This window comes from Pseudomonas sp. PICF6, from assembly GCF_009831705.1.
GTDB lineage: Bacteria > Pseudomonadota > Gammaproteobacteria > Pseudomonadales > Pseudomonadaceae > Aquipseudomonas > Aquipseudomonas rhizophila.
This window is the reverse complement of sequence record NZ_WUUD01000017.1, coordinates 109,091-122,023: the sequence shown is the minus strand read 5'-3', so window position 1 is coordinate 122,023 and position 12,933 is coordinate 109,091. Positions and strand designations below refer to the sequence as shown.

Genomic DNA, 12,933 nt, shown 5'->3' with positions numbered 1-12,933 from the left:
ATTTTCGATCGACACTGCGCTACCGCGAGCACGCTCGCTCCCATCAAAAGGCGATGCTGGACCATGTACCCCACGCTCACTTCCTTCGCCCCCTGCGATTTACCGACCCTGCTCAACAGCCTGCAACCCATCGCGCCGTTGCTCGACACCCTGTCGGACGTGGTGTTTTTCATCAAGGACAGGCAAGCCCGCTATGCCTTCGTCAACCAGACCCTGGCCCGGCGTTGCGGCTTCAAACAAAGCGCTGACCTGCTGGGCCTCACTGCCGAGCAGGTTTTTCCCGAGCGTTTCGGCCCGCTGTACACCGAGCAGGACCGACGGGTGCTGGCCAGCGGCCGGGAACTGGCCGACCAGCTCGAACTGCACCTGTACTACGGCAACCAGCCGGTGTGGTGCCTGACCCATAAACTCGCCCTGCATGCGCCCAACGGCCAGATCGTCGGCCTGGCCGGGATTTCCCGGGACTTGCAACTGCCCCAGTCGAGTCACCCTGCGTTCCACAAACTGGCGGCGGTGGATGCCCATATCAAACAGCACTTCGCCCACCCCATCAGCCTTGCCGACCTGACCGCTATCGCCGGGTTGTCGGTGGCGCAGTTGGAGCGCCACTGCAAGCGCATCTTCCAGCTCACGCCCCGGCAGATGATTCACAAGGCGCGGCTGGAAGAAGCCTCGCGGTTGTTACTGGACCACGACCTGCCCATCACCGAAATCGCCCTGCGCTGCGGCTACACCGATCACAGCGCGTTCAGCCGGCAGTTCCGCGCCTTGACCAGCCTTTCACCCAGTCAGTATCGCGAAAATCAGCGCTGACCTGTGTTCCCTGGTGGGGCATGGGGACTGCGATTGCTCCTATCTGTAACACCGCACGCAAGCGTTGTTCGGCGTCTGACGCAGCTCCACGTCTTTTAATGCATGCACATCAAAGCCTTACCAATGACCACTGACTCAACCTCAAACCGGCACGCTGCTTGCTTTATTTAATATCGTATACGAAATCCTCAATACGATATTTCATCCGCATTTATTCGACAGCGAGGCATTTATGAAAAACCCTGCATTGGCTGTAGCCCTGAGCGTTGCCCTCACGCCCCTTTTCATCGCCCCCGCTCACGCCGACAAACTCGACGACATCATCGGCTCCGGCAAACTGCGCTGCGCCGTGACCCTGGACTTCCCGCCCATGGGTTTTCGTGACGCTGGCAATAAACCCGCTGGTTTTGACGTGGACTATTGCCACGACCTGGCGAAAGTCCTCGGCGTGGAACCCGAAGTGGTGGAAACACCGTTCCCGGACCGGATCCCGGCGCTGGTTTCCGGCCGTGCGGACGTGATCGTCGCCTCCACCTCCGACACCCTGGAGCGGGCCAAGACCGTGGGCCTGACCGTGCCCTACTTCGCGTTTCAGATGGTGGTGCTGACCCGCGACGATACCGGCATCAACAGCTACGACGACCTCAAGGGCAAACCTCTGGGTAACACCAGCGGCACCTACGAAGCCATCGCCCTGGAAAAAGACCAGAAGAGTTGGGGCAGCGGCAGTTTCCGCGCCTACCAGTCGCAGAACGACACGCTGCTGGCCGTCGCCCAGGGCCACATCGATGCGACCGTGGTGACCAACACCGTGGCGGCCGCGACCATCAAGTCGGGCAAGTACAAGAACCTGAAAATCGCAGGCAACGCGCCCTATGTCATCGACTACGTGTCCCTTGGCGCCAAGCGCAACGAGTACGGGTTGATCAACTACCTCAATCTCTTCGTCAACCAGCAGGTGCGCACTGGCCGTTACAAGGAGCTGTTCGTCAAATGGGTGGGCACCGATATCCCGCCGGCCGACCTGGTGGTGCCGCAGGTTTACTACTGAGGATTGGAGCATGCCAAGCACGCCTACCCGTGTGACGGGCCGAAGTCTGGTGGAGGGTGCCGCCCAGGGCGCCCTGCTGTACGCCGATGTGGGCCTGAGTTTCTGGGGCGGGGTCGACCCGGCCAGCGGCGAGGTGATTGACCGCCATCATCCGTTGAGCGGCGAACGCCTGGCCGGGCGCGTGCTGGCGATTCCCAGCGGGCGTGGCTCCTGCACCGGCAGCAGCGTGCTGATGGAGCTGATCAGCAACGGCCACGCCCCTGCGGCCCTGGTGCTGGCCGAGGCCGATGAAATCCTGACCCTGGGCGTGCTGGTGGCGCAGGTGATTTTCCAGCGTTCCCTGCCGGTGGTGTGTGTCGGGCACGAGGCCTTCAAGCGGTTGCGCGGCCAGGGGTTTGTGCGCATTGAAGGCGCTTGCCTGACCTTGTCGGGTCGCCGCCCCAACGATGGCTGGCATGGGCTGGACTTTCCAACCCCCGCGCTCAGCGGTTCAACCATCAGCCTCAGCCAACAGGACCAGGCGCTGCTGGACGGCAGCCACGGCAAGGCGGCCCAGGTCGCGATGCAGATTGTATTGCGCATGGCCGATATCCAGGGCGCCACACAACTGCTGGATGTGACCCAGGCCCACATCGATGGCTGCATCTATACCGGCCCGGCCAGCCTGCGTTTTGCCGAACAACTGGTGCAATGGGGCGCGAAGGTGCGCGTGCCCACCACGCTCAATTCGATTTCCGTAGACCAGCGGCGCTGGCGGGAGCTGGGCGTCGACCCTGCTCTGGGTGAGCCAGCCAGCGCCTTGGGGGATGCCTACATGGCAATGGGTGCGCAGTTGAGTTTCACCTGTGCCCCCTACCTGCTCGACAGCGCGCCCAAGGCTGGCGAACAGATCGTCTGGGCCGAATCCAACGCCGTGGTCTACGCCAACAGCGTGCTCGGTGCCCGCACGCAGAAGTACCCGGACTTCCTGGACATCTGCATCGCCCTCTGCGGCCGCGCGCCATTGACCGGCTGCCATCTTGACGCGCAGCGCAAAGCCGCGCTGATTATCGATGTGCCGCCGCTGGGGCCCGTGGACGACAGTTTCTATCCGCTGCTGGGTTATCACATCGGCAGCCTGACGGGCCGACGCATTCCACTGATCCGCGGCCTGGAGCACGCCGCCCCCACGCGGGACGACTTGAAAGCCTTCGGCGCCGCGTTCGCCACCACCAGCGCCGCGCCGCTGTTCCACATCGCCGGGGTGACGCCCGAGGCCCTCGACCCGGTCGATGTCCTGGAGCCGGGAGTCAGTTTGCCGCAGGACACTGTCAGCGTTGCCGGCCTGCTCGCCAGTTGGCGCGAACTCAACAGCGCCCGGCACCGCCAGGTGGACGTGGTCTCCCTGGGCAATCCGCATTTTTCCCTCAGCGAATTCGCCGCCCTGTCGGCCCTGTGCGCAGGCCGCCACAAACATCCGGAGGTGGTGCTGGCGATCACCTGTGGCCGAGCGGTACTGGAACAGGCTCGCGAAGCGGGCCATCTGCAGGCTATCGAAGCCTTCGGCGCGCTCCTGGTCACCGACACCTGCTGGTGCATGTTGGGCGAGCCGGTTATTCCGCCCGGCGCCACCACCCTGATGACCAACTCCGGCAAATACGCCCATTACGCACCGGGTCTGGTCGGTCGCGGCGTGCACTTCGCCAGCCTTGCGCAGTGCGTTGAAGCTGCGTGCAGCGCAACGGCCAGCGGTCAACCGCCGACGTGGCTGCAACCGACTGTCCATATGGGGGCCTGACCGATGTTTGACTACAGTTTCCAGTGGCGCCCGGCCTTGCGTGCCCTGCCCGACATGCTCGCCGGGGCCTGGGTCACCTTCGAGACCGCGGCGCTGTCGATGATCTTCGGCGTGCTGATCGCCCTGGTGCTGACGGTGATGCGCCAGGCCCGCCATCCGCTGCTGCGCGGCGTGGGCAATGGCTGGGTGTCGATCGCCCGCAACACGCCCTCGCTGTTCCAGATCTACATCCTCTACTTCGGCCTCGGCTCTCTCGGGCTGCACGTCAGTTCCTGGCTGGCGTTGCTGGCCGGGATCACCTTCAACAACGCCGGTTACCTGGCGGAAAACTTTCGCGGCGGCCTCAAGGCCGTGCCGAGTACCCAGATGCGCGCCGCCCGCTCCCTGGGCATGAGCGCCTGGCAAGCCTACCGGATGATCATCGTGCCGCAACTGCTGCGCATCGTGTTCTACCCGCTGACCAACCAGATGGTCTGGGCGGTGCTGATGACCTCCCTGGGTGTGGTGGTTGGCCTGAACAACGACCTGACCGGCGTCACCCAGGAATACAACGTCAAGACCTTCCGCACCTTCGAATACTTCGCCCTCGCGGCGGTGCTGTATTACCTGATCGCCAAGCTGATCGTCGGGCTGGCCCGGCTGTTGTCCTGGCGATTGTTTCGCTACTGAGGGCGCGTCATGTTTACCACCAGCCTCACCCTTAACGATCTGCTGTTCTTGCTCGACGGGGCCTGGGTCACGCTGCAACTGACCGCGTGGTCGATCCTGCTGGGCTCCCTGGCCGGCTTGCTGTTCGGCCTGCTGCGGGCATTGCTGCCGCGGGCCAGCCTGCCACTGGCCTGGGTACTGGACGTGTTTCGCAGCGTTCCGCTGCTGATCCAGTTCGTGCTGTTCAACGCCCTCAAGAGCATCGTCGGCCTGAACCTGAGCGCCTTCGCGGTCGGTTGCATCGTGCTCGGCGTCTACGCCGCCGCCTACTTCACCGAGATCGTGCGCGGTGGCGTGCTGGCGGTGCCGTTGAGTACCCGGCGGGCCAGTCGCTCCCTGGGCCTGAGTTACCTGCAGGATCTGCGCTACATCGTCCTGCCGATTGCCACGCGGGTCGCATTCCCTGGCTGGCTGAACCTGGTGTTGGGCGTGATGAAAGACACCGCGCTGGTGATGTGGATCGGCATCGTCGAACTGCTGCGCGCCTCGCAAACCATCGTCACCCGCATCCAGGAACCGTTGCTGGTGCTGTGCATCGCGGGCCTCATTTACTACGTCATGAGCCTGGTGGTCGCCCGCCTTGGCGCACGTCTGGAAAGAAGGTGGCAGGAAAATGATTGAGATCGAGAACGTACACAAATCCTTTGGCGAGCTGGAAGTGGTCAAGGGCGTGAGCCTGACGGTGGACAAAGGGGAAGTGGTGTCGATCATCGGCGGCTCCGGCTCCGGCAAATCGACCCTGCTGATGTGCATCAACGGCCTTGAGCCGATCCACAAAGGCAGCATCCGCGTGGACGGCATCGAGGTTCACGACCGCGCCACCGACCTCAACCGCTTGCGGCAAAAGATCGGCATCGTGTTCCAGCAATGGAACGCTTTCCCCCATCTGACCGTGCTGGAAAACGTGATGCTGGCGCCTCGCAAAGTGCTGGGCAAAAGCAAGCAGGAGGCCGAAGCGCTGGCGCTGCAACAGCTGGAACATGTGGGCCTGGGAGACAAACTCAAGGCCTTCCCCGGCAAGCTTTCCGGTGGTCAACAACAGCGCATGGCGATCGCCCGGGCCCTGGCGATGTCGCCGGACTACATGCTCTTCGACGAAGCCACCTCGGCCCTGGACCCGCAATTGGTGGGCGAAGTGCTGGACACCATGCGCATGCTCGCCGAAGACGGCATGACCATGGTGCTGGTGACCCACGAGATCCGCTTCGCCCGGGATGTGTCCGACCGCGTGGCGTTTTTCTGCGACGGGCGGGTCCATGAGATCGGGCCGCCGGATCAGGTGATTGGTAATCCTGTGCAGCCGGAGACGGCGGCTTTTCTCAAGTCGGTGAAATAGCGGACGGCCCTTTCGCGAGCAGGCTCGCTCCCACAGGTTCTGTGGCGTACGCAAAACAGTGTGGGAGCGAGCCTGCTCGCGATGAGGCCCGACCAGACAACCCAAGGAGCAGCCAATGCGCTCATCAAAAATCATCCATATCGTCAGCTGCCACGCCGAAGGCGAAGTCGGCGATGTGATCGTCGGCGGCGTCGCACCACCGCCCGGCGCCACCGTATGGGAACAGTCACGCTGGATCGCCCAGGACCAGACCCTGCGCAACTTCGTCCTCAACGAGCCCCGTGGCGGCGTGTTCCGTCACGTCAACCTGCTGGTGCCGGCCAAGGACCCGCGGGCGCAGATGGCCTGGATCATCATGGAACCGGCCGACACACCGCCGATGTCCGGTTCCAACTCGTTGTGCGTCGCCACTGTGTTGCTCGATAGCGGCATCCTGCCCATGACCGAGCCCCAGACGCGCTTGGTCCTCGAAGCGCCCGGCGGGCTGATCGAAGCGGTGGCCGACTGCCGCGACGGTAAAGTCCAGCGGGTGGAAATCAAGAACGTGCCCTCCTTCGCCGACCGCCTCGATGCCTGGATCGAAGTCGAGGGGCTGGGGTCGCTGCAGGTGGACACTGCCTACGGCGGCGACAGTTTCGTCATCGTCGACGCCCAGCGCCTGGGTTTTGCTATCCGTCCTGATGAAGCGGCCGAATTGGTGGCCGTGGGGTTGAAAATCACCCGGGCCGCCAACGAGCAACTGGGCTTTGTCCATCCGTTGAACCCGGACTGGTCGCATATCTCGTTTTGCCAGATTGCCGCGCCCATCGTCCTGGAGAACGGCATCGCCAGCGGTGCCAACGCCGTGGTGATCCAGCCCGGCAAGATCGATCGCTCCCCCACCGGCACCGGTTGCTCGGCGCGCATGGCGGTGTTGCACGCCAAGGGGTTGATGCAAGTGGGAGAGCGTTTCATCGGCCGCTCGATCATCGGCTCCGAGTTCCACTGCCGTATCGATTCATTGACCGAAGTGGCCGGGCGTCCGGCGATTTATCCGTGCATCGCCGGGCGCGCGTGGATCACCGGCACGCATCAGTTGCTGCTCGACCCGGCAGATCCCTGGCCACAGGGGTATCGGCTTTCGGATACCTGGCCTGGCGCATGACTTTCGAACTTTGCACATCTCCCTGTGGCGAGGGAGCTTGCTCCCGCTGGGCTGCGCAGCAGCCCTCTTGGATTGCCTGACACATCGAGTTGTCAGGTCATTGTTGGGGCCGCTTCGCGCCCCAGCGGGAGCAAGCTCCCTCGCCACAGGGGATTTGTAGTGAATTAAATTTTTGCGCATACGAAACACCATAACCGGAGACAACCATGAGCAAACGCATCAACTGGAGCGGCGTATTCCCCGCCGTCACCACGCAGTTCAACGATGACTTTTCCATCAACCTGGAAAAAACCCATCAAGTGATTTCCAACGTCATCCGCGATGGCGTGTCAGGCCTGGTGGTCTGCGGCTCGGTGGGGGAAAACACCTCCCTGAGCGCCGAGGAGAAAATCGCCGTGACCGAAGTGGCGGTGGATGCTGCCCGGGGCCGGGTGCCGGTGATCTGCGGCGTGGCCGAGTTCACCAGCGTGCAGGCGGCCAAGGTCGCCAACGCGGTGCGCCGGGTTGGCGTCGACGGCGTGATGCTGATGCCGGCACTGGTCTATGGCTCCAAGCCGTTCGAGACCGCCGAGCATTTCCGCTACGTGGCCCGGCATGCCGACGTGCCGTTGATGGTCTACAACAACCCGCCGATCTACAAGAATGACGTGACCCCGGACATCCTGATTTCCCTGGCCGACTGCGACAACGTGGTGTGTTTCAAGGATTCGTCCGGCGACACCCGGCGCTTCATCGACGTGCGCAATGAAGTGGGCGACCGCTTTGTGTTGTTTGCAGGCCTGGACGACGTGGTGCTGGAAAGCTTGGCCGTGGGTGCCGAAGGCTGGGTCTCGGGGATGTCCAACGTGTTCCCCCAAGAAGGCGAAACCATTTTCCGCCTGGCCCGCGCCGGGCGTTTTGCCGAAGCGATGCCGATCTATGAATGGCTGATGCCGATCCTGCACCTGGACGCCCGCGCCGACCTGGTGCAGTGCATCAAACTGTGCGAAGCCATCGCCGGTCGCGGCAGCGCCCTCACCCGCCCACCACGCCTGGCGCTGCCGGAGGAAGATCGCGTGTACGTCGAGCAGATCATGGCCAAGGCCCTGGCCAATCGGCCGGTGTTGCCGGATGTGGGGCTTTGACCGCAGGACATGGCGCTGACCGGCGGTGATAGCGCCGCCGCCATCGCGAGCAGGCTCGCTCCCACATTCACCACAAATCCCCTGTGGGAGCGAGCCTGCTCGCGATAGCGGTCTGTCTGAATCGACTATGCTGGATGTGCCGCCCTCATCGTGAGCCAGCTCGCACACAAGGTGCCCCATGAACTATTTCCTGGCCCAGGCCCTGAACAATCAGTGGGCCAATCACCGACTACTCACTGCCTGCGCGCCGTTGAGCGAGGCCCAATACCAGGCACCGCGCACGGGGTTCTTCCCGTCCATCCAGGCCACGCTTTGCCACATCCTGGAAGTGGACCGCTATTACCTCACCGCCCTGGAAGGCGACCGTGACGGCCAGATAAAGGATTTTTCCGAGACGCTGGCCTTTGCCCAACTACGGCACAATCAAACTCAAACCGACCAGCGACTGGTGGCATTCTGCGAAGCCCTGCGGGAAACCGACCTCGCCCGCTCCGTCGATCTGGTGCGTGTCGACGAGGTGGTGCGCGAACGAATCGACCGACTGCTGTTGCACCTGTTCGAACATCAGATCCATCATCGCGGACAGGTCCACACCATGCTCAGTGCCACCCACGTCAAGCCGCCGCAACTCGATGAGTTCTTCCTCGACTGCGACCACAGGTTTCGCGAAGAAGACGAGCAGTCACTGCAGCTCGGCGAAGACCGCGTCTGGCGCAACTACCTGCCGGGCTGAACCGATGATCCAACAGGAGACCTGCCATGAAACACATACTCGGTTGCATCGGCTTATCGTTGATGCTGATGGCAACGACAGCCCTGGCCCATCACGGCTGGAGCGAGTACGACACTGACAACACCCTGCAACTCAACGGAACGATAGAAGAATCCGGCTATTCGCATCCCCATGGCTTCGTGCGCCTGAAAACGGCGGACAAAACCTGGACCGTGGTGCTCGCCCCGCCGTCACGCATGGAGAACCGAGGCCTGAGCAAGGACATGCTCAAGCCTGGCAACCAGGTGGGCGTGGTCGGCTATGCAAACCGCAACAAACCCGATGAGTTGCGCGCAGAACGCATCACCGTCGACAACAAGACCGTCGAGTTGCGCTGATGCAGGCCATCGAGGCAGGCAACGACCCGCAGGGCTGGCTGGACCAACTGGAAGGTTCGTCCCTGGCGCTGGCCATGCGCGGCGAACTGTGGCTCTACCCGTTGGTGGAGGTGGTGCACATCATCGGGTTTTCGCTGTTGGTGGGCGCGGTGGTGATGTTCGATTTGCGGGTGCTTGGGGTGTCCAAGGACATTGCCGTGACGGCGCTGGCCCGCCATCTACTGCCCTGGGCCCTTGCGGCCCTGCTGTTGATCGTACCCGCCGGTTTGATGATGTTCAGCGCCCATCCCCATGACTTCGCCGGCAATGGCGTGTTTATCCTCAAGCTGTGCCTGATTGCGGCGGCGGGCCTCAACGCCCTGGCGTTTCACCTCGGGATTTATCGCACGGTCAGCCAATGGAACACCGCCAGCGCGGCACCAGGACTTGCAAAAGCGCAGGCGGTGCTGTCCGTGGCGATATGGTTCACGGTGGTGTTGTGTGGGCGCTTGCTGGCCTATACCTGAGATAAAAAGTGCGATGGCCTTGCCGGCCATCGCCAATCGCCCACCTCAGGCGCGCTCAGATCCGTGCGGGTGACACGATGATTTTCACGTTGTGCTCCTTGTTGTTGACCAGTTCCTCGAACCCCTGGCCAACGATCTGCTCCAGCTGGATGCGCCCGGTCACCAGCGGCGAGATGTCCAGGCGCCCATCGGCGATGAAGGCAATCACGTCGGCGAATTCACCGTTGTAGGCCAGCGCGCCAAGTACCTGCTTCTCGGTGGAGACCAGTTCAAAGAAGTTGAACTCGCTCGGTTCCTCGAAAATCCCCACCAGCACACATTTGCCCGCCTTGCGGATCAGGTCGATGGCGAGTTTGGCGGTGTGCTTGTTGCCGATGCACTCGAAACTGACGTCGGCCCCCAGACCAGCGGTCAAACGACGGACTTCGGCCAGGGCGTCGCACTCGTTCGGATCGATCACATGACTGGCCCCGACTTCCAGGGCCTTGGCCTTGCGCGCACCGGACATTTCCAGGGCGATCACCTGCGCCGCGCCGGCGGCCTTGGCGCACATGATGGTGCACAGGCCGATCGTACCGGCGCCGACCACCACTACGTTCTGGCCCAACAGGCTGCCGGCCTTTTTCACCGCATGCATGCCCACCGCCAACGGCTCGATCAGCGCGCCGGCTTCGGCGGGAAAATCGGCAGGCAGTTTGTAAAGCAGATTGGCCGGCACATTGACCAGCTCCGCGAACGCACCGTTGTTCATCAGCCCGGTGAACGCCAGGTTTTCGCAGATGTTGTAGAGCCCGTGGGTGCAGTAATAGCAGGTGCCACAGTGCTGACAGGCATCGGCCGCCACCGGCTCGCCGACGCTGAAGCCCTCGACACCAGCCCCCAATTCGACGATTTCACCGCAGAACTCATGGCCGAGGATGCACTGGCCCTTGATGCCGGTCAGCGGATGCGGCGCGTCCACCGGAATGAATACCGGCCCGGCCACATATTCATGCAGGTCAGAACCACAGATGCCGCACCACTGCACGCGGATCTGCACCCAGCCGGCGGGCGGCGCTACGGGCAGCGGCACGTCTTCGACGCGGATGTCGTTGCGGCCATGCCAGACAGCGGCGCGCATGCTGCGGGTAGGCTTGATTGAAACGTTCATAGCGTTGCCTCCAGAATTTTGTAGGGGCGACGAATCACCGCGCCGCCCGCTTGATCAGTGCTGCTCAATGAACCCGAGGATCAACCGGTTGACCTGCTCGGCCGCTTCCATTTGCACCATGTGCCCCTGGCCGGGCAGCACCTCGACCTGGGCACTCAGCCCATCGCTGTGGACCGCCGGGATGATCGCGTCGTCGCTGCCCCAGATCACCAGCGTCGGGACGTGGCCGGCCTGCACCACTTCGCGTAAATCCACCTGCTGGCGGCCGTCGGCGAACAGCGTCGCTGACAGTTGCAACAGCGCAGCGTCCACACCCTCCAGGCGCTTGTACTTGAGCATGTCATCGAGCATCTGCCGGGTGACCAGCTCGGCATTGGAGAACAGTTGCACCAGTTGCGGCTTGAGGGCGTTGCGGTTGGCCGCTTCGACAAAACCTTTGAGGTAGCTGCCATTGATCTGCGCGCCCAGCCCGGCACTGCCGATCAAGGTCAGCGACCGCACTCGCTGGGGCATCAGGCGCGCGGCGTTCAGCGACACCGCCCCACCCATGGAATGCCCCACCAGATGCACAGCGTTGATGTCCAGGTGATCGAGTAAGGCCAGCACCACGCCGCTCAGTTCGTCCAGGTCACCGCGTTGCAGTGTCTTGGCGGATTCGCCATGGCCCGGCAGGTCCAGGGCGATGACCCGACGCCCGGCCGCCAGTGCTTCGTGGTTGAACAGCCAATTGTTCAGGTCGCCGCCGAAACCATGCACCAGCAGCAGCGGCGTGCCGCCTTCGCCACGCTCGAAAAAGCGGATCACCCGGCCATCCAGTTCGACTTTCTGCGGTTTCGGGCCGCTGTCTTCGTCGGCAGCGTCGCCGGGCACAAAGGACGACTGGAACTGCTCGATGACCGCATCGATCTCGGCATCGCTCGCTTCACCGTCGACGACAATCCCGAGCAAGGCGCCGACCGCCAGGGTTTCGTCCTGTCGGGCAACCTGCCGCCGCAAGATCCCGGAGAACGGCGCTTCGACGCTGCTGGAAATCTTGTCGGTTTCCACGTCCATCACTTCATCACCCTTGGTGATGGCCTGGCCCTCCTCCTTGAGCCAGGCATCGACCCGGCCTTCGGTCATCGACAGGCCCCACTTGGGCATGGTCAGGGTATGAATCTGGCTCATCAGCGCTTGCTCCACTCGATCACGTTGAGCACGGCTTGTTCGATCTTCGCCGCGTCAGGGATGTACAGGTCTTCCAGGGCATCGGAGAACGGCACCGGGGTATGGGGCGCGGTGACCATTTCAATCGGCGCCTTGAGCGCGCCAAAGGCTTTTTGCGCCACCAGCGCGGAAATGTCGGTGGCCATTGAGCAGCGTGGGTTGGCCTCATCGATGACCACCAGGCGCCCGGTTTTCTCGACGCTTTCCAGGATGCTGTCCTCGTCCATCGGGCTGGTGGTGCGCAGGTCGATGACCTCGCAATCGATGCCGCGCCCGGCCAGGCTGCGGGCCGCGTCCATCGCGGTATTGACCATGCGCCCGTACGACACCAGGGTCACGTCTTTGCCGTCGCGCAGAAAATTGGCCTCGCCGAAGGGAATGGTGTAGAGCTCTTCCGGCACCTCGCCCTGCATGCTGTAGAGCAATTTGTGCTCGCAGAAGATCACCGGGTCGTTGTCGCGGATCGCCTGGATCAGCAGGCCCTTGGCGTCGTAAGGCGATGACGGGCACACCACTTTCAGCCCCGGAATGTGCGTCCACAAGGAGGTGAGCATTTGGGAATGCTGGGCGGCGGCACGCAAGCCGGCGCCGACCATGGTGCGGATCACCAGCGGCGTGGAGGCCTTGCCGCCGAACATGTAGCGAAACTTCGCCGCCTGGTTGAGGATCTGGTCCAGGCAGCACCCGGCGAAGTCGACGAACATCAGTTCGCACACCGGGCGCACGCCACAGGTCGCCGCCCCGACCGCCGCGCCGACGTAACCGATTTCCGACAGCGGCGTATCCAGCACACGCCCGGGAAACTGGTCGTAAAGCCCCTTGGTGACACCGAGCACACCGCCCCAGGCGTCGTTTTCACCGGGCGCGCCGGCACCACCGGCGACGTCTTCGCCCATGATGAAGACGCTGGAGTCGCGGCGCATCTCCTGGGCCAAGGCTTCGTTGATTGCCTGCTGATAGCTGATTTTTCTCGTCATGATGGGATTCTCTGTTCTTGTTTTATGAAGA

The 12,933-nt window shown here is 63.0% G+C and carries 14 protein-coding genes; 11 read left to right on the top strand and 3 right to left on the bottom strand.

Annotation, left to right across the window (positions count from 1 at the left end):
- The first annotated feature begins 63 nt into the window (after positions 1–63).
- From GSM73_RS10805 to GSM73_RS10755, 11 genes are all read left to right on the top strand, one after another.
- The gene (locus GSM73_RS10805; RefSeq protein ID WP_076385191.1) at positions 64–813 is read left to right on the top strand and encodes an AraC family transcriptional regulator; all 750 of its coding nucleotides are present in this window, start codon (positions 64–66) and stop codon (positions 811–813) included.
- Positions 814–1,045: 232 nt separating this feature from the next.
- Positions 1,046–1,864 (top strand): transporter substrate-binding domain-containing protein, encoded by an 819-nt coding sequence (locus tag GSM73_RS10800; protein WP_047228976.1) that lies wholly within the window; start codon positions 1,046–1,048, stop codon positions 1,862–1,864.
- Between the two features lie 10 nt (positions 1,865–1,874).
- Complete coding sequence (locus GSM73_RS10795) at positions 1,875–3,641, top strand: aconitase X (RefSeq protein WP_160892486.1); 1,767 nt, start codon at positions 1,875–1,877, stop codon at positions 3,639–3,641.
- Between the two features lie 3 nt (positions 3,642–3,644).
- Positions 3,645–4,310 carry an amino acid ABC transporter permease gene (locus tag GSM73_RS10790; RefSeq protein WP_047228974.1) on the top strand — a complete coding sequence of 222 codons (666 nt, stop codon included), beginning with the start codon at positions 3,645–3,647 and terminating at the stop codon, positions 4,308–4,310.
- A 9-nt stretch (positions 4,311–4,319) separates the two neighbouring features.
- Entirely contained in the window at positions 4,320–4,970 is a 651-nt protein-coding gene (locus tag GSM73_RS10785; protein WP_076385195.1) for an amino acid ABC transporter permease, read from the top strand.
- On the top strand, positions 4,963–5,685 hold the full coding sequence (locus GSM73_RS10780) for an amino acid ABC transporter ATP-binding protein (protein WP_047228972.1): 723 nt from the start codon (positions 4,963–4,965) through the stop codon (positions 5,683–5,685). The genes GSM73_RS10785 and GSM73_RS10780 overlap by 8 nt, the downstream gene beginning before the upstream one ends.
- Positions 5,686–5,800: 115 nt before the next feature.
- The gene (locus GSM73_RS10775) at positions 5,801–6,829 is read left to right on the top strand and encodes a proline racemase family protein (RefSeq protein ID WP_076385197.1); all 1,029 of its coding nucleotides are present in this window, start codon (positions 5,801–5,803) and stop codon (positions 6,827–6,829) included.
- A gap of 206 nt (positions 6,830–7,035) precedes the next feature.
- Positions 7,036–7,953: a dihydrodipicolinate synthase family protein gene (locus GSM73_RS10770; RefSeq protein WP_047228970.1), complete on the top strand. Its 918-nt coding sequence runs from the start codon at positions 7,036–7,038 to the stop codon at positions 7,951–7,953.
- 178 nt (positions 7,954–8,131) lie between these two features.
- Positions 8,132–8,686: a DinB family protein gene (locus GSM73_RS10765; RefSeq protein ID WP_160892484.1), complete on the top strand. Its 555-nt coding sequence runs from the start codon at positions 8,132–8,134 to the stop codon at positions 8,684–8,686.
- Between the two features lie 26 nt (positions 8,687–8,712).
- Positions 8,713–9,063, top strand: coding sequence for a DUF6152 family protein (locus tag GSM73_RS10760; RefSeq protein WP_076385202.1), 351 nt, complete (start codon positions 8,713–8,715; stop codon positions 9,061–9,063).
- Positions 9,063–9,569, top strand: a complete 507-nt coding sequence (locus GSM73_RS10755; protein WP_047228967.1) for a DUF6644 family protein — start codon at positions 9,063–9,065, stop codon at positions 9,567–9,569. Before GSM73_RS10760 ends, GSM73_RS10755 begins: the two co-directional genes overlap by 1 nt.
- Positions 9,570–9,624: 55 nt before the next feature.
- Here the strand turns inward: GSM73_RS10755 and GSM73_RS10750 are convergent, their stop codons facing one another.
- The 3 genes from GSM73_RS10750 to GSM73_RS10740 all read right to left on the bottom strand — a co-directional run bounded on the left by GSM73_RS10750 (position 9,625) and on the right by GSM73_RS10740 (position 12,902).
- Positions 9,625–10,689 (bottom strand): 2,3-butanediol dehydrogenase, encoded by a 1,065-nt coding sequence (locus GSM73_RS10750; protein WP_230682633.1) that lies wholly within the window; start codon positions 10,687–10,689, stop codon positions 9,625–9,627.
- A gap of 84 nt (positions 10,690–10,773) precedes the next feature.
- The gene (locus GSM73_RS10745; protein ID WP_047228965.1) at positions 10,774–11,886 is read right to left on the bottom strand and encodes an acetoin dehydrogenase dihydrolipoyllysine-residue acetyltransferase subunit; all 1,113 of its coding nucleotides are present in this window, start codon (positions 11,884–11,886) and stop codon (positions 10,774–10,776) included.
- Entirely contained in the window at positions 11,886–12,902 is a 1,017-nt protein-coding gene (locus GSM73_RS10740) for an alpha-ketoacid dehydrogenase subunit beta (protein ID WP_160892482.1), read from the bottom strand. Before GSM73_RS10740 ends, GSM73_RS10745 begins: the two co-directional genes overlap by 1 nt.
- Between the last annotated feature and the right edge of the window lie 31 nt (positions 12,903–12,933).